The sequence below is a fragment of the Stutzerimonas nitrititolerans genome (assembly GCF_003696285.1).
GTDB classification, from domain to species: domain Bacteria; phylum Pseudomonadota; class Gammaproteobacteria; order Pseudomonadales; family Pseudomonadaceae; genus Stutzerimonas; species Stutzerimonas nitrititolerans.
In genome coordinates this window covers 35,813-61,622 of sequence record NZ_RFFL01000006.1, presented here as the reverse complement: position 1 = coordinate 61,622, position 25,810 = coordinate 35,813, and the positions used below count along the sequence as shown (strand labels likewise).

General features: G+C 63.9%; 26 protein-coding genes and 1 other RNA gene. 19 read left to right on the top strand and 8 right to left on the bottom strand.

Going from position 1 to position 25,810, the window contains the following annotated elements:
- Window positions 1-58 precede the first annotated feature (58 nt).
- The 4 genes from EA795_RS09105 to EA795_RS09090 all read right to left on the bottom strand — a co-directional run bounded on the left by EA795_RS09105 (window position 59) and on the right by EA795_RS09090 (window position 3,484).
- Window positions 59-637, bottom strand: a complete 579-nt coding sequence (locus EA795_RS09105; RefSeq protein WP_122076770.1) for a BON domain-containing protein — start codon at window positions 635-637, stop codon at window positions 59-61.
- Window positions 634-1,227 carry a phosphoheptose isomerase gene (locus EA795_RS09100; protein WP_122076768.1) on the bottom strand — a complete coding sequence of 198 codons (594 nt, stop codon included), beginning with the start codon at window positions 1,225-1,227 and terminating at the stop codon, window positions 634-636. The genes EA795_RS09105 and EA795_RS09100 overlap by 4 nt, the downstream gene beginning before the upstream one ends.
- Before the next feature lie 102 nt (window positions 1,228-1,329).
- A complete protein-coding gene (locus tag EA795_RS09095) occupies window positions 1,330-1,695 on the bottom strand; it encodes a YraN family protein (RefSeq protein ID WP_122076765.1) in 366 nt (121 codons plus the stop codon).
- Window positions 1,688-3,484: a penicillin-binding protein activator gene (locus EA795_RS09090; RefSeq protein ID WP_122076762.1), complete on the bottom strand. Its 1,797-nt coding sequence runs from the start codon at window positions 3,482-3,484 to the stop codon at window positions 1,688-1,690. The genes EA795_RS09095 and EA795_RS09090 overlap by 8 nt, the downstream gene beginning before the upstream one ends.
- A 117-nt stretch (window positions 3,485-3,601) precedes the next feature.
- On the opposite strand from EA795_RS09090, the gene rsmI reads away from it, so the two are divergent.
- The 18 genes from rsmI (at window position 3,602) to lpxC (ending at window position 22,944) form a co-directional block, all read left to right on the top strand.
- A complete protein-coding gene (rsmI, locus tag EA795_RS09085) occupies window positions 3,602-4,474 on the top strand; it encodes a 16S rRNA (cytidine(1402)-2'-O)-methyltransferase (protein WP_122076990.1) in 873 nt (290 codons plus the stop codon).
- 96 nt (window positions 4,475-4,570) lie between these two features.
- Window positions 4,571-4,927, top strand: an RNA gene (gene rnpB, locus EA795_RS09080) — RNase P RNA component class A.
- A gap of 292 nt (window positions 4,928-5,219) precedes the next feature.
- Window positions 5,220-5,675 (top strand): division/cell wall cluster transcriptional repressor MraZ, encoded by a 456-nt coding sequence (gene mraZ, locus EA795_RS09075; RefSeq protein WP_014851708.1) that lies wholly within the window; start codon window positions 5,220-5,222, stop codon window positions 5,673-5,675.
- Window positions 5,672-6,619 (top strand): 16S rRNA (cytosine(1402)-N(4))-methyltransferase RsmH, encoded by a 948-nt coding sequence (gene rsmH, locus EA795_RS09070; protein ID WP_014851709.1) that lies wholly within the window; start codon window positions 5,672-5,674, stop codon window positions 6,617-6,619. Before mraZ ends, rsmH begins: the two co-directional genes overlap by 4 nt.
- Entirely contained in the window at window positions 6,616-6,906 is a 291-nt protein-coding gene (gene ftsL / locus EA795_RS09065) for a cell division protein FtsL (RefSeq protein WP_058078496.1), read from the top strand. The genes rsmH and ftsL overlap by 4 nt, the downstream gene beginning before the upstream one ends.
- Complete coding sequence (locus tag EA795_RS09060) at window positions 6,903-8,630, top strand: peptidoglycan D,D-transpeptidase FtsI family protein (RefSeq protein WP_058075626.1); 1,728 nt, start codon at window positions 6,903-6,905, stop codon at window positions 8,628-8,630. The genes ftsL and EA795_RS09060 overlap by 4 nt, the downstream gene beginning before the upstream one ends.
- Window positions 8,630-10,093: a UDP-N-acetylmuramoyl-L-alanyl-D-glutamate--2,6-diaminopimelate ligase gene (locus EA795_RS09055; protein ID WP_122076759.1), complete on the top strand. Its 1,464-nt coding sequence runs from the start codon at window positions 8,630-8,632 to the stop codon at window positions 10,091-10,093. The genes EA795_RS09060 and EA795_RS09055 overlap by 1 nt, the downstream gene beginning before the upstream one ends.
- Window positions 10,086-11,462 carry a UDP-N-acetylmuramoyl-tripeptide--D-alanyl-D-alanine ligase gene (locus EA795_RS09050; RefSeq protein ID WP_122076756.1) on the top strand — a complete coding sequence of 459 codons (1,377 nt, stop codon included), beginning with the start codon at window positions 10,086-10,088 and terminating at the stop codon, window positions 11,460-11,462. Before EA795_RS09055 ends, EA795_RS09050 begins: the two co-directional genes overlap by 8 nt.
- On the top strand, window positions 11,462-12,544 hold the full coding sequence (mraY, locus tag EA795_RS09045) for a phospho-N-acetylmuramoyl-pentapeptide-transferase (protein WP_058075629.1): 1,083 nt from the start codon (window positions 11,462-11,464) through the stop codon (window positions 12,542-12,544). Before EA795_RS09050 ends, mraY begins: the two co-directional genes overlap by 1 nt.
- 6 nt (window positions 12,545-12,550) lie before the next feature.
- Entirely contained in the window at window positions 12,551-13,894 is a 1,344-nt protein-coding gene (murD, locus tag EA795_RS09040) for a UDP-N-acetylmuramoyl-L-alanine--D-glutamate ligase (protein WP_122076753.1), read from the top strand.
- On the top strand, window positions 13,894-15,120 hold the full coding sequence (gene ftsW, locus EA795_RS09035; protein WP_014851716.1) for a putative lipid II flippase FtsW: 1,227 nt from the start codon (window positions 13,894-13,896) through the stop codon (window positions 15,118-15,120). The genes murD and ftsW overlap by 1 nt, the downstream gene beginning before the upstream one ends.
- A complete protein-coding gene (gene murG / locus EA795_RS09030) occupies window positions 15,110-16,180 on the top strand; it encodes an undecaprenyldiphospho-muramoylpentapeptide beta-N-acetylglucosaminyltransferase (RefSeq protein WP_122076750.1) in 1,071 nt (356 codons plus the stop codon). Before ftsW ends, murG begins: the two co-directional genes overlap by 11 nt.
- Window positions 16,173-17,633 (top strand): UDP-N-acetylmuramate--L-alanine ligase, encoded by a 1,461-nt coding sequence (gene murC, locus EA795_RS09025; RefSeq protein ID WP_122076747.1) that lies wholly within the window; start codon window positions 16,173-16,175, stop codon window positions 17,631-17,633. Before murG ends, murC begins: the two co-directional genes overlap by 8 nt.
- Entirely contained in the window at window positions 17,630-18,574 is a 945-nt protein-coding gene (locus EA795_RS09020; protein ID WP_122076745.1) for a D-alanine--D-alanine ligase, read from the top strand. Before murC ends, EA795_RS09020 begins: the two co-directional genes overlap by 4 nt.
- A gap of 3 nt (window positions 18,575-18,577) precedes the next feature.
- On the top strand, window positions 18,578-19,435 hold the full coding sequence (locus tag EA795_RS09015; RefSeq protein WP_058075634.1) for a cell division protein FtsQ/DivIB: 858 nt from the start codon (window positions 18,578-18,580) through the stop codon (window positions 19,433-19,435).
- 13 nt (window positions 19,436-19,448) lie between these two features.
- Window positions 19,449-20,696, top strand: coding sequence for a cell division protein FtsA (ftsA, locus tag EA795_RS09010; protein ID WP_014851721.1), 1,248 nt, complete (start codon window positions 19,449-19,451; stop codon window positions 20,694-20,696).
- 43 nt (window positions 20,697-20,739) lie between these two features.
- Window positions 20,740-21,921, top strand: coding sequence for a cell division protein FtsZ (ftsZ, locus tag EA795_RS09005; RefSeq protein WP_014851722.1), 1,182 nt, complete (start codon window positions 20,740-20,742; stop codon window positions 21,919-21,921).
- A 111-nt stretch (window positions 21,922-22,032) separates the two neighbouring features.
- Window positions 22,033-22,944 carry a UDP-3-O-acyl-N-acetylglucosamine deacetylase gene (lpxC, locus tag EA795_RS09000; RefSeq protein ID WP_014851723.1) on the top strand — a complete coding sequence of 304 codons (912 nt, stop codon included), beginning with the start codon at window positions 22,033-22,035 and terminating at the stop codon, window positions 22,942-22,944.
- A 112-nt stretch (window positions 22,945-23,056) separates the two neighbouring features.
- Here the strand turns inward: lpxC and EA795_RS08995 are convergent, their stop codons facing one another.
- Genes EA795_RS08995 through osmE form a run of 4 tightly spaced genes read right to left on the bottom strand, consistent with a single transcriptional unit; the run spans window position 23,057 to window position 24,568 of the window.
- Window positions 23,057-23,590: a ferritin-like domain-containing protein gene (locus tag EA795_RS08995; protein ID WP_014851724.1), complete on the bottom strand. Its 534-nt coding sequence runs from the start codon at window positions 23,588-23,590 to the stop codon at window positions 23,057-23,059.
- A 43-nt stretch (window positions 23,591-23,633) separates the two neighbouring features.
- A complete protein-coding gene (locus EA795_RS21015) occupies window positions 23,634-23,771 on the bottom strand; it encodes a hypothetical protein (protein ID WP_158601298.1) in 138 nt (45 codons plus the stop codon).
- Window positions 23,772-23,791: 20 nt separating this feature from the next.
- Entirely contained in the window at window positions 23,792-24,196 is a 405-nt protein-coding gene (locus tag EA795_RS08990; RefSeq protein ID WP_058075635.1) for a Rho termination factor N-terminal domain-containing protein, read from the bottom strand.
- Window positions 24,197-24,238: 42 nt separating this feature from the next.
- Entirely contained in the window at window positions 24,239-24,568 is a 330-nt protein-coding gene (gene osmE, locus EA795_RS08985) for an osmotically-inducible lipoprotein OsmE (protein WP_014851726.1), read from the bottom strand.
- 323 nt (window positions 24,569-24,891) lie between these two features.
- Here osmE and rfbD point away from each other — a divergent pair, with 323 nt between their 5' ends.
- Window positions 24,892-25,797 (top strand): dTDP-4-dehydrorhamnose reductase, encoded by a 906-nt coding sequence (gene rfbD, locus EA795_RS08980; RefSeq protein ID WP_122076742.1) that lies wholly within the window; start codon window positions 24,892-24,894, stop codon window positions 25,795-25,797.
- Window positions 25,798-25,810 lie beyond the last annotated feature (13 nt).

The following is a 25,810-nucleotide window of genomic DNA, read 5'->3' as shown; positions in this document are numbered from 1 at the left end:
TGGCGGCGCTGGAGGTGCGACAAGGCATGAGCCTGTCGCGACGCTCCAGTCGACGGTGTCAATCGATGTATTCGAACAGTTTGACGATGCGCTGGACGCCCGATACGCCCTGAACCAGGCTGGTCGCCCGGTTTCCTTCCTGGCGTGTAACCAGGCCCAGCAGATAGACGATTCCGTTCTCGGTGATGACCTTGATTCGCGAGCCGGGGACGTTCTGGTCCGTCAGCATCTGCGTCTTGATCTTGGTGGTCAGCCAGGAGTCGTTGCTGCGGGCCAGGGCGGAAGAGGGCTGCAGGACCTGCAGCTCGTTATGCACCCGCTTGACCCGCTGCACCGCGCTCGCGGTCTGCTCGGCGAGCTGCTTGAGCTCTTCCCGCGGTGTCTGACCCGCCAGCAGCACAACGCCGTTGTAGCTGGCCACCACGATATGCGATGCCTTGTCCAGATCCGGGTGGGCCTTGGCGATGTTCACGGCGGCCTTGGTTTCGATCAGCGAGTCGTCGATTTTGCTGCCGATGGTGCGGGTGCCACGGTTGTCGTTGATGGGCTCGTCCCGGGCTGCAGTCAAAACCGAGCTGCAACCGGTGGTTGCCAGGCACAGCGCCAGCGCGACGATGGAAAAGCGGGCCGGTATCATTCTTCACTCCCGAACAGTTGATTGTCGATCAGGTCGCAAAGGCAGTGAATGGCGAGCAGGTGGACTTCCTGGATGCGCGCCGTGACCTTGACCGGCACGCGAATCTCGACGTCTTCGGGCAGTAGCAGCGAAGCCATGCCACCGCCATCACGACCAGTCAGCGCCACCACCAGCATCTCCCGGTCATGCGCGGCCTGGATCGCCTGGATGACATTCGCGGAATTGCCGCTGGTGGAGATCGCCAGCAACACGTCGCCGGGCTGGCCCAGGGCGCGAATCTGCTTGGAGAAGACCTCGTTGTAGCTGTAGTCGTTGGCTATCGAGGTCAGCGTGGAGCTGTCGGTGGTCAGTGCGATGGCGGGCAGGCTGGGGCGCTCGCGTTCGAAGCGGTTGAGCAGCTCGGATGAGAAATGCTGCGCATCGCCCGCGGAGCCGCCGTTGCCGCAGGTCAGAATCTTGCCTTCGCTGAGCAGGGCATTGACCATGGCCTGTCCGGCCTGTTCGATACTTGGGGCGAGCGTTTCCATCGCCTGTTGCTTAGTTTCGATGCTGGCCTGGAAAAGCTGGCGAATACGGGTTTGCATGTCCATCGGTATCTGACCTTCAAGGTGACGGGCAGGCCTCGCGGGGCGTGCCGTAAGCGAACGGTTGAGGTTGATGTGGGCAAAAACGACGTTGGACGCGATTGCCTGTCAGCTGTCGAAAGCGTTGCGGATCCAGTTCGGCTCCTGCTCTTTTCCGGCCTGGCCAATGGCTATGACATCGAAGCGGCATGGATGCTTCGCCAGGCGGCTTTCCTGCTGAAGAAACAGCTGGGCGGCCTTGATCAGCTTCTGCCGTTTGCGCAGGTCGACGCTTTCCAGGGCGCCACCCCAGGCGCGGTAGCGGCGGTAACGAACCTCGACGAATACTACTGTATCGCCATCGAGCATGACCAGATCGAGCTCTCCGCAGCGACATGTCCAGTTACGCTGGAGCAGGCGTAGGCCCTGACGCTGCAAATAACCCTCGGCGAACTCCTCGGCAGTCCGGCCGCTGTCCCGGCTGTCTTTACTCAACGGGATAATCCGTGAGGCTGTGGACTTCGCCGTCCTGGAACTCGGCCCATGGCAGCTGTCGTTCGATACGCTGTGCCGGGTTGAGGGTGAGCACGCCGGACATGCCTTCGAGCTGGGTGTCTGGCAGCGCCAGCAGCTGGTTCAGGCGCGGAGCCAGCAGATAAGCATCGGCACCCATCGCGTAGAGGCGGCCAAGGCTGCCGCCGGCCTGAGGCCACTGGCGCTCCACCTGCTGGCGTAGCGGTAGCTGAGGGTCGAGCAGCCAGGGGGTCTCGGCAAAGCGGATGCCTTCCAGGTCCAGGTACTGGCTGCGGTTCTCGTTGGCCGCGTGCAGATGAGAGGTGGCGTAAACCGGCAGGTCGCCTGCGTACTGGAAGATCAATGTGGGTTTGACCTGCTGGGCCTGCTGCGGCGTGGCGGCAAGGAACAGGAAGTCCACGTCCTGGCGGCGTGTGGGCTGGGTTGCCGATCCGTCGGTGCTCTGGCTGCGGCTTTCGCCGTTTCGAATCTGCAGGATGCTGGCGATCTGGTTGGCCATTTCCACCGGTTCCGCCAGCGCCTGCGCGGCCACCAGCGTGCCGCCGGCTTCTTCCCAGCTGCGCCGGAAGGCGTCGAGCACGCGTGCACCCCATTCGCCGCGAGGCGTCAGGGCGATGGCGCGGCGATGACCGTCGGCCCAGGCACGGCGTGCAACCTCGCGTGCTTCATCCTCGGCGGCCAGGCCGAACTGGAACAGCTGAGGAGGGGTAGTCTGGCCCGCGTCGCTGTAGTTCAGCGCAAGGGTGGTGATGGGCAGTTCGTCCTTCTCGCTGAGCTGGCGCACCAGGTTCTTTTCCAGGGGGCCGACTACCAGTTGCACGCCCGCGGCCTGTGCCTGTCGGTAGAAGGTGTCTAGCGAGCCGAGGCGCGTGCTGTCGTACAACTCGATCTGCAGCTCGGAGCCCTCGGGGTGTGCCTGCAGATGGGCAGCCAGGAAGCCGTCGCGCAGCGCGCGTGCCACGCCGGCCAGCGGGCCGTCCATCGGCAGCAGCAAGGCGACATGTGTCAGTGGGCGGTCTGCCAGTTCGCGGAGCATGACCAGCGGTTCTGGCAGCTGCTGTGCGGCCGGGTGCTGTGGATTCTGCTGGACCCAATTATCGATGGCCCGTTGTTGCTGGCCAAGGGTGCCGGCCTGTTTTACCGAGCGAGCCAATGCCAGCCAGCCGGAGAGATCGGGATCGGTGGAGTCCTGAGGGGTGGTTACCGGCAGCCCGGAGACCAGTCGCCAGATGGTTTCGTGGTTGCTCTGCGCCTCTTCGCCACTCAGCAGTGGCGCGATGAAGATACGTTCGCGGGCGGCGGCGAGGGGCTGATCACTGGCTTCCAGCGCCTTGGCGCTGACGAGCTGGCTGCGTACCTGCTGCTCGACGGGCAATTCGCCAAGCCGCTCGAAGGCGACGTGCTGTAGCGCTTGCAAGGCCTGTTGAGGATCGTTCGCGGCGAGAGCCAGTTCGGCCCGCAGGGTGCTGGCGAAAATCTGCTGCGCCGGTGGCAGTTGCTCGAGCGGCACCAGGGCGAGAATTTCCCGAGACTTGGCCAGGTCGCCTTGCTGGAAGCTCTGGTCGGATGCCGAAAGGCGCAACAGCGCGGCTTTCTGCGGATCGCTGCTGTCGGCCTGCTCCAGCAGCTGTTGCGTTGTCGCCTGGGGCGTGCGTGGCAATTCGCCAAGAGTGGATGTCGGCGAACTGGCGCAAGCTGCCAGTAAGGCGGCAAGGCAGATGAGGATGATCGGGCATAAACGAGCCGGCATGAGGTCATTCCTGAAAACGCGAGCGAGGGGCGATTGTACCCAAGCGATACCGGGGCGGCGATGTTGCGGCGGCCAAACGGGCTACAATGCGCACTTTCCGTGTTCGAGGTAGCCGATGTGACTGTGCAAGATGTCGTGAATTCCGTCACCGGCACCCTCTTCGTGGTCGCCACGCCAATCGGCAATCTGGAAGACATCAGCGCGCGGGCGCTGAGGGTATTGGCGGAGGTGAGTCTGATCGCCGCGGAAGATACCCGGCATTCGGCGCGCCTGTTGCAGCATTTCGGTATCACTACGCCCCTGGCGGCCTGCCATGAGCACAACGAGCGGGATCAGGGCGGCCGCTTCCTCAGCCGCTTGCAGGCGGGTGAGGATGTGGCACTGATCTCCGATGCCGGCACGCCGCTGATTTCCGATCCTGGCTACCACCTGGTCCGGCAGGCGCGTGCGGCGGGTGTTCGAGTGGTACCGCTGCCCGGTGCCTGTGCCTTGATCGCTGCACTGTCGGCAGCGGGGCTGCCCTCGGATCGTTTCGTTTTCGAGGGCTTTCTGCCGGCGAAGGCGGCAGGGCGGCGCACGCGTCTCGAGCAGCTCAAGGAAGAACCGCGAACGCTGATCTTCTATGAGGCGCCCCACCGTATCCTGGAATGCCTGATGGATCTCGAAGCCGTTTTCGGCGCCGAGCGTCCGGCGGTGCTGGGGCGAGAGCTGACCAAGACCTTCGAGACCCTCAAAGGGCTGCCGTTGGCGCAGTTGCGTGCCTGGGTCGAGGCTGACGGCAACCAGCGGCGGGGCGAGTGCGTGCTGGTGGTTGGCGGCTGGCAGGCGCCGCAAGGTGACGAAGCGGTGGATGGCCAGGCGCGGCGGGTACTCGAGTTGCTATTGGGTGAACTGCCGGTCAAGCGCGCCGCTGCGCTGGCGGCGGAAATCACCGGTGTGCGCAAGAACCTGCTTTACCAGATCGCGCTGGAAACGAAGAAAAACGATTGAGCCTCGAGCATCACGGTTTATGCCGTGGATGCTCCTGTCGCCATCGCGTGATATCAGGTTGCGGTCGCCCACCGGCAACGATACTCTTGCGCCCGGAGAGTCGATCGGACAGTCGCTGTTCCGCTCTGTTTCAGAGTGGGAGGGAGGAAAGTCCGGGCTCCATAGGGCGAAGTGCCAGGTAACGCCTGGGAGGCGTGAGCCTACGGAAAGTGCCACAGAAAACAACCGCCTAAGCGCTTCGGCGCCGGTAAGGGTGAAAAGGTGCGGTAAGAGCGCACCGCACGGCTGGCAACAGTCCGTGGCTAGGTAAACCCCACTTGGAGCAAGACCAAATAGGGATCCATTGGCGTGGCCCGCGCTGGATCCGGGTAGGTTGCTAGAGGCAGTCAGTGATGGCTGTCGTAGAGGAATGGCTGTCCTCGACAGAACCCGGCTTACAGATCGACTCTCCGACTTTTCCTTCCGCTTTCCTTCGCTCTAAGTCCAAAAAGATATTTGTGCTTACAAAGTACTTTAACTTTGTGGCGCATCTGTGCGTGCGATAAGGCTTTCTTCCTTTCCTTCGCTTCCCTTGCCTGCTTTTAGCCCCCTCCTGATCGATAAATTCGCCACATATAGAGGCTCTTCCCGTCAGGCTCGCCTTGACGGTGGGGCTGATGCATTTCTATAGTGCGCACAAGTGGTAAAAAGTGGCAGGAAGTGGAAAAAAATGGGCTGGGATAGCTAATTCAGAGGAAGTGCAACCGTGTTTCGCGGAGCAAACGCCATCAGTCTCGACGCCAAAGGCCGGCTTGCCATGCCCAGCCGGTATCGTGACGAGCTGATTTCGCGTTGCGATGGGCAATTGATCATCACCATCGATGCCGTCGACCGCTGCCTCTGTATTTACCCCCTGTCCGAGTGGGAACAGATCGAAGCCAAGTTGCGCGAGCTGCCGTCGTTGCGCGAGGAAACGCGCCGTCTGCAGCGTTTGCTGATTGGTAACGCCGTGGATCTGGAAATGGATGGCAGCGGTCGCGTGCTGGTGCCGCCGCGTCTGCGTGAATACGCCGGCCTGGACAAGCGAGCCATGCTGGTGGGGCAACTGAACAAATTCATCCTGTGGAACGAGGACGACTGGAACGCACAAGCCGATGCGGACCTGGCGGCCATCAAACAACCCGGCGGCCTGCCGGACGAACTGCGTGACCTAATCCTTTGAACCCGATCAGCAGCTTGCGCCATATCACCGTCTTGCTCGACGAAGCCGTCGCGGCCCTGGCCGTGCGGCCGGACGGTCGTTACCTGGACGGCACTTTCGGGCGCGGTGGGCACAGCCGTCTGCTGTTGCGGCAGCTCGGGCCGGAAGGGTGCCTGCTGGGATTCGACAAGGACCCGCAGGCAATCGCTACGGGGCAAGCATTGGCGGCCGAGGATGGCCGCTTTGTCGTTGTACAGAGAAGCTTCGCCGAGCTTGGCGAGGAGGTCGCGCAGCGTGGCTGGAGCGGGACGCTGAGCGGCATCCTGCTGGATCTGGGCGTGTCATCGCCACAACTGGACGACCCTGAGCGCGGCTTCAGCTTCCTCAACGATGGCCCTCTGGACATGCGTATGAATCCTGATCGGGGCATCAGCGCGGCGCAGTGGATCGCGACAGCCGCCGAAGAGGAGATTGCGCGCGTATTCAAGGAGTACGGCGAAGAACGTTTCGCCAAGCGCATGGCCCGGGCGGTGGTGCAGCGACGCAACGACAAGCCTTTCGAACGCACTGCCGATCTGGCACAGGTGCTGACGGCCGCCAATCCCGCCTGGGAGAAGGGCAAGAACCCGGCGACTCGTGCCTTCCAGGGGCTGCGCATCTTCATCAACAACGAGCTTGGCGATCTCGAGACCGGCCTCGAGGCCGCACTGGAGGCGCTGGAAGTGGGCGGCCGGCTGGTGGTGATCAGCTTCCATTCGCTGGAAGACCGCATCGTCAAGCAGTTCATGCGCCGCCATGCCAAGGGCGAGGCGGATACCCTGCCGCGCGATCTGCCGATCATCCCCAAGGCTTTTGTGCCGCGCCTCAAGCTGCTCGGCAAGCCGCAATACGCCTCGGCCGAAGAGCTCAAGGCCAACCCGCGTTCGCGCAGCGCGGTCATGCGTGTCGCGGAGAAACTGCGATGAGCACGCTGCGCCGCGCCATGCCCAACGGCAGCCTGACGATGCTGATGCTGTTCCTTGCCGTGCTGGTTTCGGCGATTGCCGTCGCCTACAGCGCGCACTGGAACCGTCAGCTGCTCAACGAGCTGTATGCAGAGCTGAGCGTGCGGGATCGTGCGCAAGCGGAGTGGGGGCGCCTGATTCTCGAGCAGAGTACCTGGACTGCACACAGCCGGATCGAAACGCTGGCCAGCGAGCAATTGAAGATGCACGTCCCGGCAGCAGCGGACGTCAGGCTGGTGGCACCATGAAACTGCAGGGCGCGCTGTATCCGTGGCGTTTCCGCATCGTGCTGGCACTGCTGGCGCTGATGGTGGGTGCCATCGCCTGGCGCATTGTCGACCTGCAGGTGCTCGACCAGGAATTCCTCAAAGGTCAGGGCGACGCACGCAGTGTGCGGCATATTCCCATTCCGGCGCATCGCGGACTGATCACCGATCGACATGGTGAGCCCCTGGCGGTGAGCACGCCGGTGACCACGCTGTGGGGCAACCCTCGCGAGCTGCAGGCTGCACGCGCCCGCTGGCCCGAACTGGCCGAGGCGCTGGGCCAGGACAGCGCGACCCTGACCAAGCGCCTGCAGGAACAGGCCGAGCGCGAGTTCATTTATCTGGTACGGGGCCTGACGCCGCAACAGGGGCAACGGGTGCTCGACCTGAAGATTCCGGGTGTCTACGAGCAGGAAGAGTTTCGCCGCTTCTATCCGGCTGGCGAAGTGGCTGCCCACGTGGTCGGCTTTACCGATATCGACGACCGTGGCCGTGAAGGGATGGAACTGGCCTACGAAGAATGGTTGGCGGGCGTGCCGGGCAAGCGGCAGGTGCTCAAGGATCGCCGCGGCCGGCTGATCAAGGATGTCCAGGTGGTCAAGAACGCCAAGGCCGGCAAGGCGTTGGCGCTTTCGATCGACCTGCGCCTGCAGTACCTGGCCCATAGCGAACTGCGCGACGTTGTCCAGCAATACGGGGCCAAGAGTGCCAGCCTGGTGATGGTCGATGTGGAGACCGGCGAAGTCCTCGCCATGGCCAACCAGCCGACCTACAACCCCAACAATCGTCGCAACCTGCAGCCGGCGGCGATGCGCAATCGTGCCCTGATCGACGTGTTCGAGCCGGGTTCGACGGTCAAGCCGTTCAGCATCGCCGCCGCCCTGGGCACAGGCAAATATCATCCCGAGTCGGTGATCAATACCCTGCCGGGCTGGATGCGCATCGGCCGCTACACCATTCGCGACGTGTCGCGTGGTGGCCAGCTGAACCTCACCGAAATCCTGATGAAATCCAGCAACGTTGGGATCAGCAAGATCGCCCTGGATATCGGTGCCGAGCCGGTTTACGCGGCGATGCAGCAGGCCGGCTTCGGGCAGAGCACCGGCCTTGGCTTTCCGGGTGAACGCGTGGGCAATCTGCCCAACCATCGCAAGTGGAGGGATGCCGAGACGGCATCCCTCGCCTATGGCTACGGCCTGTCGGTCACGGCAGTGCAACTGGCGCATGCCTATTCGGTACTGGGCAACGAAGGCCGCAACGTGCCGCTCTCGTTGCTGCGCCTGGATCAGCGCCCCGAGGGCGTGCAGATCATCGACAAGGATATATCCGCCACCGTGTTGCAGATGCTGCGTGCGGTTGTCGAGGAAGACGGCGGCGGCGGTTCGCGCGCCCGAGTGCCGGGCTATCACGTCGGCGGCAAGAGCGGCACTGCGAAGAAGGTCTCCGGTACCGGCGGCTACACCAAGGATGCCTACCGCTCGTTCTTTGCCGGCGTCGCGCCGCTTTCCAATCCGCGTATCGCGGTGGTGGTAGTGGTCGACGAGCCGAGCGAGGGCGGCTACTACGGCGGGCTGGTCGCGGCGCCCGTGTTCGGCAAGGTCACGGCTCGCGCTTTACGCCTGCTGAACGTCGCGCCGGATAACCTGCCGCCTCCGGCACCGCTGCAAACCGCCGAGGCCGCAACGGGCAAGGGAGGGCGCATCTGATGCCGATGCCGTTGAATCAATTGTTGCCGCAGGCCGACAGTTCGGTGCTGATTCGCGAGCTGACCCTGGACAGTCGCATGGTGCGCCCGGGTGATCTTTTCCTGGCAGTACCCGGATTGCAGCAGGATGGCCGCGTGCATATCGCCGATGCGATCGCCCGTGGTGCTGCGGCGGTGGCGTACGAGGCTGAAGGAGCTGCCGACATCAGCGCCGCGAGTGCCGTGCTGGTGCCGGTGCGCCAGCTCGCCGGCCAGCTCTCGGCGATCGCCGGGCGCTTCTACGGCGAGCCGAGCCGCAGCCTGCATCTGGCCGGCGTGACCGGCACCAACGGCAAGACCAGCGTCAGCTATCTGATCGCCCAGGCGCTCGATCGGCTCGGTGAGCGCTGCGGCATCATCGGCACGCTGGGTACCGGTTTCCATGGCGAGTTGGTACTGGGTCGCCACACCACACCCGATGCGATCGGCGTGCAAGCCAATCTTGCCAGCCTGCGCAAGGAGGGCGCTCGCGCCGTGGCGATGGAAGTGTCGTCCCACGGTTTGGCGCAAGGGCGTGTCGCAGCGTTGGCGTTCGATGTGGCGGTGTTCACCAACCTGTCGCGCGACCACCTCGATTATCACAGCTCCATGGAGGCCTACGGCGCGGTCAAGGCCAGCCTGTTCGCCATGCCGGGGCTGAGCTGCCGGGTTATCAATCTGGACGACGCGTTCGGGCGTACTCTGGCGGCGGTCGAAGCCGAGTCGCGGCTGATCACCTATAGCCTGGAAGATGCCTCGGCCTATCTGTACTGCCCGGAAGCGCACCTGGACGACGAAGGCATTCGCGCCCGGCTGATCACGCCCCAGGGCGAGCGCTCATGGCGCAGTCCTTTGCTGGGGCGTTTCAACGTGAGCAACGTGCTGGCCGCGATCGGCGCGCTGCTGGGCATGAATTACCCGCTGGACGAGATCCTGGCGGTGCTGCCCGAATTGCAGGGGCCGATCGGCCGCATGCAGCGCCTGGGTGGTGGGGAGCGGCCGCTGGTGGTGGTCGACTACGCGCATACCCCCGATGCGCTGGAAAAGGTCCTCGAAGCCCTGCGTCCGCATACCCGCGGCAAGCTGCTGTGCCTGTTCGGCTGTGGTGGCGACCGGGACCGCGGCAAGCGGCCGTTGATGGCCGCCGTGGCTGAGCGACTGGCCGATGAGGTAGTGGTTACCGACGATAATCCGCGCAACGAGGATCCCTCGCAGATACGCGACGAGATTCGGGGCGGCCTCACTGCACCGGAGCGGGTGCGTTTCATCCCCGGTCGTGGCCAGGCCATCGCCGCCTGCATTGCCGGCAGTCGCCTTGATGACGTGCTGCTGCTGGCAGGCAAGGGGCACGAGGATTACCAGGAGATCAAGGGTGAGCGCCAGCCCTTCTCCGATCTTCATCAAGCCGCCAGCGCGCTGGACGATTGGGAGGCCACCGATGCTTGACGCCATGCGCCTGAGCGAGCTGAGCGTTCCCCTGTCGGGACAACTGATCGGTACCGATGCCAGCTTTACGTCGGTGAGTACGGACAGCCGTGCCATCCAGCCGGGGCAATTGTTCGTGGCGCTGGCCGGTCCGCGCTTCGACGGCCATGCCTACCTGGAGGAAGTCGCTGCCCAGGGCGCGGTTGCCGCTCTGGTGGAGCGGCACGTCGAAGGTGCCGCATTGCCGCAACTGGTGGTGCGTGACACACGTCTGGCGCTGGGCCAGCTGGGTGGCTTGAACCGCGCTGCGTTCACCGGCCCCGTCGCCGCCATCACCGGCTCGAGCGGCAAGACCAGCGTCAAGGAAATGCTGGCCAGCATCCTGCGTGCCGCCCATGGCGACGATGCGGTCCTGGCCACGCGCGGCAATCTGAACAACGAACTGGGCGTGCCGCTCACCTTGCTGGAGCTGGGTGCGCAGCACCGCAGCGCGGTGATCGAACTGGGTGCTTCGCGTTGTGGCGAGATCGCCTACACCGTAAGCCTGGTGCAGCCGCATGTCAGTCTGATCACCAACGCCGGAACGGCTCACGTCGGCGAGTTCGGCGGTGTGGAGAAGATAGTCGAGGCCAAGGGTGAGATTCTCGATGGCCTGGCCGTCGATGGCGTGGCGGTGCTCAATCGCGACGACAGGGCCTATCCGGTCTGGGAGCAGCGCGTTGTCGGACGCCGTGTGCTGAGTTTCGCCATGAACAGCCCTCTGGCTGACTTCTCTCCAGGATCGATCGCCTACGACACCCGCGGGTGCCCGAATTTCGTGCTGACCGGGCCATCGGGAAGCGCGCGAGTCCAACTCAACCTGCTCGGCCGCCATAGCGTAGCCAATGCGCTGGCGGCGGCGGCGGCGGCACATGCCCTGGGGATCGCCCATGAGCATATCGTTGCCGGCCTGCAGGCACTGCAACCGGTGAAGGGACGCGGTGTCGCCCAGATCCTGCCCAACGGCATGCGCCTGATAGACGACACCTACAATGCCAACCCCGCTTCGATGTGTGCCGCCGTGGATGTGCTGACCGGCTTTGCCGGGCGCACGGTGCTGGTGCTCGGTGACATGGGGGAGCTGGGCGAGTGGGCCGAGCAAGGCCACCGCGAAGTGGGCGAATACGCGGTTGGCAAGGTCGATGCGCTTTATGCGGTAGGGTCGCTGATGGCGCACGCCGTGAATGCCTTTGGCGCCGGCGGCCAGCATTTCGCCGATCAGCAGAGCCTGATCGCGGCACTGGGGCGTGAGCAGGGCAACCTCACCACCCTCCTGATCAAAGGGTCGCGCAGCGCGGCAATGGATAACGTCGTCGCGGCATTGACCGCGCCTAGCATGGAGAAACATTGATGCTGCTGCTACTCGCCGAGTACTTGCAACAGTTCCACAAGGGCTTCGCGGTCTTCCAGTACCTGACCCTGCGTGGAATTCTCGGCGTGCTCACCGCATTGATCCTGTCGCTGTGGATGGGGCCGTGGCTGATCCGCACCCTGCAGCTGCGCCAGATCGGCCAGGCGGTGCGTACCGATGGTCCGCAGTCGCACCTGTCCAAGTCCGGTACGCCGACCATGGGCGGCGCGCTGATTCTCAGTGCCATCGCCATTAGCACGCTGCTCTGGGCCGACCTGTCCAACCGCTACGTCTGGGTGGTGCTGGCCGTCACGCTGCTGTTCGGCGCGATCGGCTGGGTCGACGACTACCGCAAGGTGATCGAGAAGAACTCGCGTGGTCTGCCGAGCCGCTGGAAGTACTTCTGGCAGTCGGTGTTCGGCCTCGGAGCGGCGCTCTTCCTTTATATGACCGCGCAGACGCCGGTGGAGACCACGCTGATCCTGCCGTTGCTGAAGAACATCGAGATTCCGCTGGGCATCGGTTTCGTGGTGCTGACCTATTTCGTCATCGTCGGCTCGAGCAATGCGGTCAACCTCACCGACGGCCTCGATGGCCTGGCGATCATGCCGACGGTGATGGTCGGCGGAGGCCTGGGCATCTTCTGCTACCTGTCGGGCAATACGAATTTCGCCGAGTACCTGCTGATTCCCTATGTGCCGGGCGCAGGTGAGCTGATCGTGTTCTGCGGCGCGCTGATCGGTGCCGGCCTGGGCTTTCTCTGGTTCAACACCTATCCGGCGCAGGTCTTCATGGGCGACGTCGGTGCGCTGGCGCTGGGTGCGGCGCTGGGCACCATCGCGGTGATCGTTCGCCAGGAAGTGGTGCTGTTCATCATGGGCGGCGTGTTCGTGATGGAAACCCTGTCGGTGATGATCCAGGTCGCCTCGTTCAAGCTGACCGGCAAGCGCGTGTTCCGCATGGCGCCCATTCATCACCATTTCGAACTCAAGGGCTGGCCCGAACCACGGGTTATCGTCCGTTTCTGGATCATCACCGTGATTCTGGTGCTGATCGGCCTTGCCACGTTGAAGTTGAGGTAATAGAGAGTGCTGATCGCTTCCGACCAGTTCCGCATCGTTGTCGGCCTCGGCAAGAGCGGCATGTCCGTGGTACGCCACCTGGCGCGCCGTGGGCAGCCGTTCGCCGTCGTCGATACGCGCGCGAACCCGCCGGAGCTGGCCACTCTCCAGGCACAGTACCCAGAAGTCGAGGTGCGTTGCGGCGAACTGAACGTCGACTTCCTCTGCCGGGCCAGCGAGTTGCTGGTCAGCCCAGGGCTGGCGGTGAGCACACCGGCATTGCAGGCTGCGGTCGCGCGCGGCGTCAAGCTGTCCGGCGATATCGAACTGTTCGCGCGCGAGGCCCGGGCGCCGATCGTCGCCATCACCGGCTCCAACGCGAAAAGCACCGTGACCACCCTGGTCGGCGAAATGGCTCAGGCGTCCGGTCGCAAGGTGGCGGTGGGCGGCAACCTGGGCACGCCGGCGCTGGATCTGCTGAACGATGACGTTGAGCTCTATGTGCTAGAACTGTCCAGCTTCCAGCTGGAAACCACCGAGCAGCTGAACGCCGAAGTCGCGACCTGCCTGAACGTCAGCGAAGACCACATGGATCGCTACGCCGGCCTGCCGGCCTATCACCAGGCCAAGCACCGGATCTTCCGTGGCGCGCGCCAGGTGGTGGTCAACCGTGACGACCGTCTCAGCCGGCCGCTGGTGGGCGAAGAGGTTCCGGTCTGGTCGTTCGGCCTCGGCAAACCGGACTTCAAGGGCTTCGGGCTGATCGAGGAGAACGGCGAGAAGCACCTGGCTTTCCAGTTCGAGGCCCTGATGCCCGCGCGCGAATTGAAAATGCGCGGTGCGCACAACCAGTCCAACGCCCTCGCGGCGCTGGCGCTCGGCCATGCCGTCGGCCTGCCGTTCGCGGCGATGTTGCAGACTCTGCGGACCTTCGCCGGTCTGCCCCATCGCTGCCAGTGGGTGGGTGAGCGTGCGGGCGTGAGCTACTACGACGACTCCAAGGCCACCAATGTCGGCGCCGCGCTGGCAGCGATCGGCGGGCTCGGTGCGGATATCGACGGCAAGCTGGTGCTGATCGCCGGCGGTGATGGCAAGGGCGCAGATTTCTCCGCGTTGCGCGAGCCGATCGGGCGCCACTGCCGTGAGGTGATCCTGCTCGGCCGCGATGCCGGGCGGCTGGCTTGCACGCTGCAAGGCGCCGTTGCCTTGAAGCAGGTGCAAGGTCTCGAGGAGGCGGTGCAGCGAGCAGCGGAATGCGCGTTGCCGGGCGATGCCGTGCTGCTGTCTCCGGCCTGCGCGAGCCTGGACATGTTCAAGAATTTCGAAGAGCGCGGCCGTCTGTTCGCCGCCGCGGTGGAGGCGCTGAAATGATGCTCGCCTTCCTGCGCAGTGCTCCTTCGCCGCTGTTCGGCCGCCGGGGCGTGGACCTCGACTTCCCTATGCTCGCCGGTTGCCTGGCGTTGCTAGGGCTGGGGCTGGTGATGATCACCTCGGCTTCTTCGGAGGTCGCGGCGGTGAACTCCGGTAACGCGATGTATCACATGATTCGTCACCTCGTTTACCTGCTGCTCGGGATAGGTGCTGCCGCGGCCGTCTTGCTGGTCCCGCTGTCGACCTGGCAGCGGCTGGACTGGATGGCGCTGCTGGCGGCGTTCGTCCTGCTGATCCTGGTGCTGATTCCCGGGGTCGGTCGCGAAGTGAACGGCTCGATGCGCTGGATCGGCTTCGGTGCTTTCAACATCCAGCCTTCCGAACTGGCCAAGGTGTTCGTCGTGATTTATCTGGCCGGCTATCTGGTGCGCCGCCAGGAGGAAGTGCGTGAAAGCCTCTGGGGCTTTGCCAAGCCTTTCCTGGTGCTGCTGCCGATGGCCTTCCTGTTGCTGCTGGAGCCGGACTTCGGTGCCACCGTGGTGATGATGGGCGCTGCCGTGGCGATGCTGTTCCTCGGCGGCGTGGGCATGATCCGCTTCTCGTTGCTGGTGGTGGCGGCGGTCGGTGCGGTGGTGATCCTGGTACAGACCCAGGAATACCGTCTGCAGCGTCTGATCACCTTCACCGATCCTTGGGCTGACCAGTACGGTGCCGGCTACCAGCTGACCCAGGCGCTGATCGCCTTCGGTCGTGGCGAGTGGTTCGGCGTGGGACTGGGCAACAGCGTGCAGAAGCAGTTCTACCTGCCCGAAGCCCACACCGACTTCGTGTTTTCCGTGCTCGCCGAAGAGCTGGGCATGGTGGGGGCGCTGCTGACCATCGCCCTGTTCGCTTTCGTCGGTATTCGTGCGCTGTATATCGGCCTGGCGGCCGAGCGTGCGCGGCAGTTCTTCGCGGCCTATGTGGCCTGGGGCATCGCGTTTCTCTGGCTCGGCCAGTTCCTGATCAATGTCGGGGTGAACGTCGGGCTGCTGCCGACCAAGGGGCTGACGCTGCCATTCCTCAGCTATGGCGGCAGTTCGCTGGTGGTCACGTGCGCCAGCATGGCCCTGCTGCTGCGCATCGAGTGGGAGAGCCGCACGGTGCTGGGCAGCGAGGATGTCGAGTTCAACGAAGACGATTTTGCCGAGGCACCCTTGGCCAAGGAGGGCGCCCGTGGCCGCTAACGTGCTGATCATGGCTGGTGGCACCGGCGGACACGTGTTCCCGGCCCTGGCCTGCGCCCATGAATTCCAGAGCCGTGGCTACAAGGTCCACTGGCTGGGAACCCCGCGTGGCATCGAGAACGAAGTGGTACCGGCAGCCGGTCTGCCGTTGCACCTGATAGATGTCAGCGGCCTGCGCGGCAAGAACGTGGCCTCGTTGCTGAAGGCGCCCTGGCAGTTGCTGCGTTCGCTCTGGCAGGCACGCCGTGTCATGCGCCAGTTGCAGCCGGTGTGCGTGCTGGGCCTGGGCGGCTATGTGACCGGTCCGGGTGGGCTGGCCGCCAAGTTGGCCGGCGTGCCTTTGGTGATTCATGAGCAGAACGCCGTCGCCGGCACCGCCAATCGCAGTCTGGCTCCATTTGCTGCGCGGGTGTGCGAGGCGTTTCCGGGGACCTTCGCTGCCAGTGACAAGCGGCGCACCACCGGCAATCCGGTACGTACCGAGCTGTTCCTGGAGACCCCGCGCGACTCCCTGGGCGATCGTCGCCCGCGCCTGTTGGTGCTGGGTGGCAGCCTGGGCGCCGAGCCACTGAACAAACTGCTGCCTGATGCACTCGCGCAGGTAACGAGCGAGTTGCGCCCCGAGGTGTTCCACCAGGCCGGCAAGCAGCACGCCGATGTCACCCGCGAGCGCTACGAGGCTGCAGGCGTTGCCGCGCAAGTCGCGCTGTTCATCAAGGACATGGCCAGTGCCTACGCCTGGGCCGACCTGGTGATCTGCCGGGCCGGCGCGTTGACCGTCTGCGAACTTGCAGCGGCCGGGCTTCCATCCTTTCTGGTGCCGCTGCCCCATGCCATCGACGACCACCAGACCCACAACGCCGAATATCTGGCGAAGGAAGGTGCCGCCCTTCTTCTGCCGCAAGCCACAACAGATGCTGCCGCGCTGGCCGCGCAGCTGACCGAGGTCCTGATGCAACCGGAAAAACTCAAGGCCATGGGGGCGACTGCGCGTCGGCTGTCCCGACCCGATGCCACCCGTACCGTCGTCGATATCTGCCTGGAGGTGGCGCATGGCTAAGTCTCCCGCAGCCGTGAAGGCCGAAGTGCGCCGCATGCGGCGCATTCGGCGCATCCATTTCGTCGGCATCGGCGGCGTCGGCATGTGCGGCATCGCCGAAGTACTGCTCAACCTCGGTTACGAGGTGTCCGGCTCCGATCTCAAGGAATCGGCCAGCACCGAGCGCCTGCAGAAGTTCGGTGCGCAGATATTCATCGGTCACCAGGCCGGCAACGTCGCGGGCGCCGATGTGCTGGTGGTGTCCAGCGCAATCAACTCGGCCAATCCGGAAGTGGCGCTGGCGCTCGAACAGCGTATTCCGGTGGTGCCGCGTGCCGAGATGCTCGCCGAACTGATGCGTTACCGCCACGGTATCGCCGTGGCCGGCACCCACGGCAAGACCACCACCACCAGCCTGCTGGCTTCGGTGTTCGCTGCCGGTGGCCTGGACCCCACATTCGTCATCGGTGGACGCCTGACCGCCGCCGGCACCAACGCGCAGCTGGGCAGCAGCCGTTATCTAATCGCCGAGGCGGACGAAAGCGACGCCAGTTTCCTGCACCTGCAGCCGATGGTCGCGGTGGTGACCAATATCGACGCCGACCATATGAGCACTTACGGCGGCGACTTCGGCAAGCTGAAGAAGACCTTCGTCGAGTTCCTGCACAACCTGCCGTTCTACGGGCTGGCGGTGCTCTGCGTCGACGACCCGGTGGTACGCGAGATCCTTCCGCAGATCGGCCGGCCGACCACGACCTATGGCGTCAGCGACGATGCCGACGTGCGCGCCATCAACATCCGTCAGGAAGGCATGCGCACCTACTTCACCGTGTTGCGAGCGGGCTTCGAGCCACTCGACGTTTCGGTGAGGATGCCGGGCAAGCACAACGTGCTCAATGCGCTGGCAACCATCGCCATTGCCACCGATGAAGGTATCGACGATGCCGCCATCGTTCACGGCCTGTCGGAATTCGGCGGCGTGGGGCGACGTTTCCAGGTCTATGGCGAGCTGCCGGTCGAAGGCGGCAACGTGATGCTGGTGGACGACTATGGCCATCACCCACGTGAAGTTGCGGCCGTGATCCAGGCCGTTCGCGACGGCTGGCCGGAGCGCCGGTTGGTGATGGTCTATCAGCCCCATCGCTTCAGCCGTACCCGCGATCTCTACGACGATTTCGTGCAGGTGCTCGCCGAGGCCAATGTGCTGCTGTTGATGGAGGTCTATCCGGCCGGCGAAGAGCCGATTCCCGGCGCCGACAGCCGTCAGCTGTGCCACAGCATTCGCCAGCGCGGCCAGCTGGATCCGATCTATATCGAGCGCGGCGTCGACCTGGCGCCGTTGGTCAAGCCGCTGCTGCGCGCCGGCGACATCCTGCTTTGCCAGGGCGCCGGCGATATCGGCGGCCTGGCGCCGCAACTGCTCAAGAGTCCGCTTTTTGCCGGCGCCGAGACCGCCGGGGAGAACAAGCAATGAATGCGCTGCAATCCACCCGTGATCCACGGGACTTCGGCCGTGTGGCGGTGCTGTTCGGTGGCAAGAGCGCCGAACGGGAGGTGTCCCTCAAATCCGGCGCAGCGGTGCTGGGCGCATTGCAGGCGGCGGGCGTCGATGCATTCGGGATCGACGTCGGTGACGATTTCCTGCAGCGCCTGAGCACGGAGCGCATCGATCGCGCCTTCATCGTCCTGCATGGTCGTGGCGGCGAAGACGGCAGCATGCAGGGGCTGCTCGAGTGCGCCGGCATTCCCTACACCGGCAGCGGCATCCTCGCTTCGGCGCTGGCCATGGACAAGCTGCGCACCAAGCAGGTCTGGCTGAGCCTCGGGCTGCCGACGCCGCGCCATGCCGTATTGGCCAGCGAAGAGGATTGCGAAGCGGCCGCGAAGACGCTGGGGTTCCCGCTTATCGTCAAGCCGGCACATGAAGGCTCCAGCATCGGCATGGCCAAGGTGAGCGGGCTGGGCGAGCTGATCGCCGCCTGGCGCGACGCGAGCGCCTACGACGCGCAAGTTCTGGTGGAGCAATGGATTCAGGGCCCCGAGTTCACTATCGCCACCTTGCGCGGGCAGGTATTGCCGCCGATCGGACTGGGCACGCCCCACACCTTCTACGACTACGACGCCAAGTACCTGGCCGACGATACCCAGTACCGGATTCCCTGTGGGCTGGATGGCGCGAAGGAAGCCGAGCTCAAGACGCTTTCTGCGCGCGCCTGTGAGGCCGTGGGTATCCAGGGCTGGGCGCGCGTCGACGTGATGCAGGACGCCGACGGCGCCTTCTGGCTGCTCGAGGTCAACACGGTGCCGGGCATGACCGACCACAGCCTGGTGCCGATGGCGGCCAATGCGGCCGGATTGGATTTCCAGCAGCTGGTGCTGGCGATTCTCGATGACAGCCTGGCGGCGAGGAGCTAGTCGATGATCGCCACACTGCGCCATTCGCAACCCGCTACCGGCCGCGCCACGCGCAAGCCGGGGGCACGGGGTGCGAGTCGCCTGGTGCAGCGCGAGCCGCTCCGGGCCCGCTTGCCGCGTCCCAGCTGGAACGGTTTGAAGCGGTTTCTCTGGCCGCTGCTGCTGGTGGGGCTGGTGGTCGGGCTCTATGAGCTGGGGCAGCGTCTGCTGCCCTATGCCGACCGGCCGATCGCCAAAGTCAGTGTGCAGGGCGAGTTGAGTTACGTGAGCCAGCAGGCCGTGCAGGCGCGTATGGCGCCGTTCGTCGAAGCGAGCTTCTTCGAGGTTGATCTGGAGGCGCTGCGTCACGACCTTGAACAGATGCCGTGGATCGCCCATGTGGAGGCGCGGCGGATCTGGCCGGACCAGGTCATGGTGCGTCTAGACGAACAGCTGCCCATCGCCCGCTGGGGTGACGAGGCGTTGCTGAACAACAGCGGCCAGGCCTTTGCGCCGAATGACCTGGCCGAATATGAACACTTGCCGCAGTTGTACGGTCCGAAGCGGGCCCAGTTGCGGGTCATGCAGCAATACCAGTTGCTCAGCCAGATGTTGCGGCCCTTGGGTTTCTCCATCGCGCGACTGGAATTGCGCGCCCGCGGCAGCTGGTTCCTGACCACCAGCCAGGGTATCGAGCTGCTGCTGGGGCGCGACCAGGTAATCGAAAAAATGCGGCGCTTCACTGCCATCTACCAGCAAGCGCTGGTGCAGGAGAGCGAGAACATTGCGCGGATCGATCTGCGCTACGCCAACGGTCTGGCCGTTGCGTGGCACGAACCGAATCCGGCGGCGACGGACATGACCGTCGCCGCGAAGAATTGAGGAAAGGATGAACATGTCAAGCGTGCAAAGCGGCAAGATGATCGTCGGACTCGATATCGGCACCTCCAAGGTAGTCGCCCTGGTGGGCGAAGTGACGCCCGATGGCGACCTGGAGATCGTCGGGATCGGCACGCATCCGTCGCGTGGGTTGAAGAAAGGCGTAGTGGTCAATATTGAATCCACCGTGCAGTCGATCCAGCGTGCCGTCGAGGAAGCCCAGCTGATGGCGGGCTGCCGTATCCACTCCGCCTTCGTCGGCCTGGCCGGCAACCACATCCGCAGCCTGAACTCCCACGGCATCGTCGCCATTCGCGACCGTGAAGTGAGCAACGCCGATCTGGATCGCGTGCTGGATGCCGCCCAGGCCGTGGCAATTCCGGCGGATCAGCGCGTGCTGCACACGCTGCCGCAGGACTACGTGATCGACAACCAGGAAGGCGTGCGTGAACCCCTGGGCATGTCCGGCGTGCGCCTGGAGGCCAAGGTGCATGTGGTCACCTGTGCGGTGAATGCCGCGCAGAACATCGAGAAATGCGTGCGCCGCTGCGGCCTGGAAGTCGACGACATCATCCTCGAGCAGCTGGCTTCTGCGCATGCGGTGCTTACCGAGGATGAGAAGGAGCTGGGCGTCTGCCTGGTGGATATTGGCGGCGGCACCACCGATATCTGCATCTTCACCGAGGGCGCGATTCGCCACACCGCAGTGATTCCGATCGCCGGCGATCAGGTCACCAACGACATCGCCATGGCACTGCGCACGCCGACCCAGTATGCCGAGGAGATCAAGATTCGCTATGCTTGCGCGCTGGCCAAGCTGGCGGGCGCGGGCGAGACTATCAAGGTCCCGAGCGTCGGAGATCGTCCGCCGCGGGAACTCTCCCGTCAGGCACTGGCCGAAGTGGTGGAGCCGCGCTATGACGAGCTTTTCACCCTGATTCAGGCCGAGCTGCGTCGCAGTGGCTACGAGGATCTGGTTCCGGCAGGAATCGTCCTCACAGGCGGTACAGCGAAGATGGAAGGAGCCGTCGAGCTGGCCGAGGAAATCTTTCACATGCCGGTACGCCTGGGCGTGCCGCACCGGTTCAAGGGACTGACCGACGTCGTACGCAACCCCATCTATTCAACGGGCGTGGGCCTGTTGCTGTACGGACTGCAGAAGCAGGCCGACGGCACTTCCATGTCCGGTCTCGGCCATTTCGCCGATGAAACCAAACCGTCTGTCCTGGACCGGCTGAAGAGCTGGATCCAGGGCAATTTCTGAGCAGTGCGGTACCACAACTAGAAAGCTGGAAGGAGAGAGGGACATGTTCGAACTCGTAGATCATACCCCGCAAAGTGCAGTCATCAAGGTCATCGGCGTCGGTGGTGGCGGCGGCAACGCGGTCAATCACATGGTGCGCAACAACGTCGAAGGCGTGGAATTCATCTGTGCCAACACCGATGCACAGGCGCTGAAGAAGATCGAAGCGCGCACCGTGCTGCAACTCGGCTCGGCCATCACCAAGGGCCTGGGCGCCGGGACCAACCCGGACATCGGCCGTCAGGCGGCCATGGAAGATCGCGAGCGCATCGCCGAAGTGCTGCAGGGCGCCGACATGGTGTTCATCACCACCGGCATGGGCGGTGGTACCGGTACCGGTGCGGCGCCGATCATCGCGTCGGTGGCCAAGGAAATGGGCATTCTCACCGTTGCCGTGGTGACCCGGCCGTTCCCGTTCGAAGGCCGTCGCCGTATGCAGGTGGCCGACGAAGGCATCCGTGCGCTGTCCGAATGCGTCGACTCGCTGATCACCATTCCCAACGAGAAGCTGCTGACCATCCTGGGCAAGGATGCCAGCCTGCTGTCCGCCTTCGCCAAGGCCGATGACGTGCTGACCGGTGCCGTGCGCGGGATTTCCGACATCATGCAGCGTCCGGGTCTGATGAACGTCGACTTCGCCGACGTCAAGACTGTCATGGGCGAGATGGGTATGGCAATGATGGGCACCGGTTGCTCCACGGGGCCGAACCGCGCCCGCGAAGCCACCGAAGCGGCCATTCGCAACCCGCTGCTGGAAGACGTCAATCTGCAGGGTGCACGTGGCATCTTGGTCAACATTACCGCTGGTCTGGATCTGTCTCTCGGCGAGTACGCGGCCGTGGGCGAGATCATCGAGGCTTTCGCTTCCGATGAAGCCACCGTCAAGGTCGGTGCCGTGATCGATCCGGACATGCTCGACGAATTGCACGTCACCGTGGTCGCCACCGGCCTGGGTTCGCGCAACGACAAGCCGGTCAAGGTCGTCGACAACACCATCCAGACCGCAGCCGTGGCTGCGCCCGCCGCACCTCGTCAGGAGCAGGCAGCGGTGAACTACCGTGACCTGGAACGCCCGACGGTAATGCGCAACCAGGCCCATGCTGCCGCGACGGCGGCGAAGATGAACCCTCAGGAGGATCTGGACTATCTCGACATCCCGGCGTTCCTGCGTCGCCAGGCCGATTGAAGATATGCATCAGGAGTATCGGTGTGATTGGTGTTCAGCAAAGTGGGCTTCTGCTATGATCGCCGCCTTTGTTGGAAACCATTCGCAACAGCGCACTAGCGAAATCAGGCCATGATCAGACAACGCACACTCAAGAACATCATTCGCGCCACCGGCGTCGGTTTGCACTCGGGGGAAAAGGTCTACCTGACCCTGAAACCGGCGCCTGTGGACACGGGAATCGTGTTCTGCCGCAAGGACCTCGACCCGCCTGTGTACATTGCAGCGCGGGCCGAAAACGTCGGCGAAACCACCATGTCGACGACGCTGGTCAGCGGTGATGTCAAGGTCGACACGGTCGAGCATCTGCTGTCGGCGATGGCCGGGCTGGGCATCGACAATGCCTACGTCGAGCTTTCCGCCTCGGAAGTGCCGATCATGGATGGCAGCGCGGGTCCTTTCGTTTTCCTGATTCAGTCAGCGGGGCTGGAAGAGCAGGACGCCCACAAGAAATTCATCCGCATCATCCGCGAGGTCACGGTGGAGGATGGGGACAAGCGGGCTACCTTCCTTCCGTTCGACGGCTTCAAGGTGAGTTTCGAGATCGATTTCGACCATCCGGTCTTCCGCGGACGCACTCAGACTGCCACCGTGGATTTCTCCAGCACTTCCTTCGTCAAGGAAGTCAGCCGTGCGCGGACCTTCGGGTTCATGCGCGACATCGAGTTTCTCCGCTCGCACAATCTGGCGCTTGGGGGCAGTGTGGAGAACGCGATCGTGGTCGACGAAGATCATGTGCTCAACGAAGATGGCTTGCGTTATGAAGACGAGTTCGTCAAGCACAAGATCCTCGATGCGATTGGCGACCTGTATCTGCTGGGCACCAGCCTGATCGGCGAATTCCGCGGTTTCAAATCCGGACATGCGTTGAACAACCGCCTGCTACGCGCCCTGATGGCTCAGAAGGATGCGTGGGAAATGGTCACTTTCGACGACGCGCAGACGGCTCCGATCTCCTATATGCGGCCCGCTGCCGCACATTAAGCGACACTCTCTTTCCTAGTTTTCAGGCCACCCTCGGGTGGCCTTTTTTTCAGCTGCAGAAACTGTTGCGGCAATGAGTACATGCGAAACGGCTCATTGCCTTCCCGCTCGACTAGTTCATCCCGTCCATCAGGCTCGCCAGATCATCGGCATGCTCTTCTTCCTGGGCGAGGATGTCTTCGAAGATGCGGCGGGTGGTGGGGTCCTTGTCGCCCAGGTACTGGATGATCTCGCGATAACTGTCGATGGCGATGCGTTCGGCCACCAGGTTCTCGAAGACCATGTCGCGCAGGCCGTTGCCCTCGGCGTACTGGGCATGCGAGCGTTCAGTCAGGCTGTCGGGGTTGTAATCAGGCTCGCCTCCCAGCTGAACGATGCGTTCGGCCAGCCGATCGGCATGTTCCTGCTCCTGATTGGCATGTTCGAGGAACTCATCGGCCGCCAGGCTGGATTTAAGGCCGGTAGCCATGTAGTAGTGGCGCTTGTAGCGCAGGTAGCACACCAGCTCCGTGGCCAGCGCATCGTTGAGCAGCTGAATCACGGTTTCGCGGTCGGCCGAATAGCTCTCGGTTACCGCGCCATTCTCGACGTGCTGGCGCGCGCGCTCGCGCAAGGTTTGTTTGTCACTCAACTGAACGTAACTCATCAGGGGTTCCTCTTCGTCGCTACTGGCGCGCCGTGATGGGCAGTCAGGCGCGTCCGTCTTCTTCAGGGTTGGCCGGTTGCTCCGGCTCTTCGATGGGTACTGGTTCGCCAGGGTCCTTGCGCTTCGGATTGCCGCCCGGAAAGGGCGCTCTGCGATCGTCCGGCGAGTCGGGTTCTTGCATTGCGACAGCCTCCAGCGCAGTTAGCTGAGCGCGCGCAGGAGTTCGTCCTTGCGCATCTTCGAGCGTCCGCGGATGTCCCGCTCGCGGGCCTTCTGCATCAGCTCGTCGCGCGTCATGTCGGCCAGGGAAGTACTTCCGGATTTCGACGCGCTGGAACTGGCCGAGCCCTTGTTCGGCGAGTCGCCCTTGCGCGACTGCGCCGCACGATGGGCCGAATCCTTGCGATCGGCGCGCTTGGCGGTGGCGCTCTTCTTCTTGCCGGAACCACCACTGCGTTCGCCGCCACCGGATTGCTTGTTGACCGTGGCCCAGGCACGGGCTTCGGCCTCCTTCTCGGAGACGCCACGCTCTTCGTAGCTCTCCTCGATGTGCTCGGCCTTGCGCTGCTGCTTGGCGGTGTACTTGGATTTATCTCCACGTGGCATGTCGGTGCTCCCATGGCGGATTAGAGGTTGTCGCTCAGCGGTTCAGCGCTGGTTCTCTTCCATCTGGGCGCAGGTCAGGAAGCCTTTCCCGTCGACATGCCCCGATGAATCGAAGGTGACGTAGTACGGCGTTTCGTGTCCGTCGTGGTAGAGCACGTACTCCTGGCAGAGGCCGGGGCGTGCCGTGCGAGGCGTAACGCTGGACGGCTCGCCGCCCAGGGCCAGGACACGTTCCTGGGACATGCCGTGCTTGACGTCCTTTACCAGGGGCTCGCCGCGATAGGTCACGCGGTCCAGCGGGTTCTGGGAGTTGGAGGCGCAACCTGAAACAGCGGTTACCAGACCGATGGCGATGAAGGCGTGCTTGAGCATTCGGGTGTCCTCTGAGCGGGTTGGTAGAAGATTGGGCCGCAAGGAGGCGCGTGAGTTTCACGGCCTTCGAGGGAGCGAGTGCTTGCAGGGTGCCAGGCAGTTGAAATTCATCCGGGCGGCAATGCCTCGAAGGGTGGCGATTTGCTTCATGTAACCGGTTATTTCTCTGCCTCGGATGGCGGGAACAAAAGGCCTTTTATTCGGCCTGAACGAGGCACGAACCGCGCTAGTTCGGTATTCTTGGCGCGTCGCAGGGATATCGGGCCAGGATGCTAAACGCGCATTGTTCGCCATCGGGGCGAGCGCACGACGAGGCAGAGTAGATGCGGATTCTTGTTTGCGGGGCGAATGGCCAGGTCGGTCACGAAGTGGTGAAACGTGCGGCTGGCTTTGGCCTCGAGGCGCTTGGCATGAACCGGGCCATGCTGGACATCAGCCAGGGCGAGGAGGTTGCCCGGGCCGTTCGGCAGTTGCAGCCCGGCTTGATCATCAATGCCGCGGCCTATACCCACGTCGACAATGCCGAAACACATGCCGAGCAGGCCTATGCGGTCAATCGCGATGGTGTCGGCTACCTTGCCGAGGCGGCCCGGGAAGCCGGCATTCCGCTGCTGCACATCTCCACCGACTATGTTTTTTCCGGTGCGGCCAATGCTCCGTACCGGGAAACCGACAGCGTATCCCCGACAGGTGTCTACGGTGCCAGCAAGCAGGCCGGCGAAGAGGCCGTTCGATCCCGCCTCGAGCAGCATCTGATTCTGCGTACCAGCTGGGTGTTCGGTGCGCACGGGCACAACTTCGTCAAAACCATGCTTCGCCTGGCGCGCCAGCGCGATGCCTTGTCGGTGGTCAACGACCAGGTCGGTTGCCCGACTTATGCGGGAAGTATCGCCGAGGTGCTGCTGGCGTTGGCCGCCAGACATGCCCGTCGGGAAGAGCTCGCCTGGGGCCTGTATCACTTCGGTGGCCAGCCCGCCTGTTCCTGGTACGACTTCGCGGTCGAGATCTTTCGGCAGGCCGAGGCCGGCGGATTGCTGTCCCGGCGACCGCAGGTGACGCCGATCTGCAGCGCTCAATATCCCACGCCGGCGCGCCGCCCTGCGTGGTCGGTGCTCGATTGTCGACGCTTCGAGGGGACGTTCGGGCTCGCGGCGCCGGATTGGCATCGCGACCTGGCCTCGGTGCTTGCCGCTCTGGCCGTCCCGCGCAGCGCGAATTCGCTGTCTTGATCGAAGTTCATTG

What these genes read in the sequence shown, in the direction of transcription:
- EA795_RS08995 (WP_014851724.1), bottom strand. Translation starts at nt 23,590, where the DNA reads ATGAGTTACGTTCAGTTGAGTGACAAACAAACCTTGCGCGAGCGCGCG.
- EA795_RS09105 (WP_122076770.1), bottom strand. Translation starts at nt 637, where the DNA reads ATGATACCGGCCCGCTTTTCCATCGTCGCGCTGGCGCTGTGCCTGGCA.
- osmE (WP_014851726.1), bottom strand. Translation starts at nt 24,568, where the DNA reads ATGCTCAAGCACGCCTTCATCGCCATCGGTCTGGTAACCGCTGTTTCA.
- EA795_RS09055 (WP_122076759.1), top strand. Translation starts at nt 8,630, where the DNA reads ATGCCGATGCCGTTGAATCAATTGTTGCCGCAGGCCGACAGTTCGGTG.
- EA795_RS08990 (WP_058075635.1), bottom strand. Translation starts at nt 24,196, where the DNA reads ATGCCACGTGGAGATAAATCCAAGTACACCGCCAAGCAGCAGCGCAAG.
- ftsW (WP_014851716.1), top strand. Translation starts at nt 13,894, where the DNA reads ATGCTCGCCTTCCTGCGCAGTGCTCCTTCGCCGCTGTTCGGCCGCCGG.
- ftsZ (WP_014851722.1), top strand. Translation starts at nt 20,740, where the DNA reads ATGTTCGAACTCGTAGATCATACCCCGCAAAGTGCAGTCATCAAGGTC.
- murC (WP_122076747.1), top strand. Translation starts at nt 16,173, where the DNA reads ATGGCTAAGTCTCCCGCAGCCGTGAAGGCCGAAGTGCGCCGCATGCGG.
- EA795_RS21015 (WP_158601298.1), bottom strand. Translation starts at nt 23,771, where the DNA reads ATGCAAGAACCCGACTCGCCGGACGATCGCAGAGCGCCCTTTCCGGGC.
- mraY (WP_058075629.1), top strand. Translation starts at nt 11,462, where the DNA reads ATGCTGCTGCTACTCGCCGAGTACTTGCAACAGTTCCACAAGGGCTTC.
- EA795_RS09100 (WP_122076768.1), bottom strand. Translation starts at nt 1,227, where the DNA reads ATGGACATGCAAACCCGTATTCGCCAGCTTTTCCAGGCCAGCATCGAA.
- EA795_RS09090 (WP_122076762.1), bottom strand. Translation starts at nt 3,484, where the DNA reads ATGCCGGCTCGTTTATGCCCGATCATCCTCATCTGCCTTGCCGCCTTA.
- lpxC (WP_014851723.1), top strand. Translation starts at nt 22,033, where the DNA reads ATGATCAGACAACGCACACTCAAGAACATCATTCGCGCCACCGGCGTC.
- ftsL (WP_058078496.1), top strand. Translation starts at nt 6,616, where the DNA reads ATGAGCACGCTGCGCCGCGCCATGCCCAACGGCAGCCTGACGATGCTG.
- EA795_RS09050 (WP_122076756.1), top strand. Translation starts at nt 10,086, where the DNA reads ATGCTTGACGCCATGCGCCTGAGCGAGCTGAGCGTTCCCCTGTCGGGA.
- EA795_RS09020 (WP_122076745.1), top strand. Translation starts at nt 17,630, where the DNA reads ATGAATGCGCTGCAATCCACCCGTGATCCACGGGACTTCGGCCGTGTG.
- rfbD (WP_122076742.1), top strand. Translation starts at nt 24,892, where the DNA reads ATGCGGATTCTTGTTTGCGGGGCGAATGGCCAGGTCGGTCACGAAGTG.
- EA795_RS09060 (WP_058075626.1), top strand. Translation starts at nt 6,903, where the DNA reads ATGAAACTGCAGGGCGCGCTGTATCCGTGGCGTTTCCGCATCGTGCTG.
- ftsA (WP_014851721.1), top strand. Translation starts at nt 19,449, where the DNA reads ATGTCAAGCGTGCAAAGCGGCAAGATGATCGTCGGACTCGATATCGGC.
- EA795_RS09015 (WP_058075634.1), top strand. Translation starts at nt 18,578, where the DNA reads ATGATCGCCACACTGCGCCATTCGCAACCCGCTACCGGCCGCGCCACG.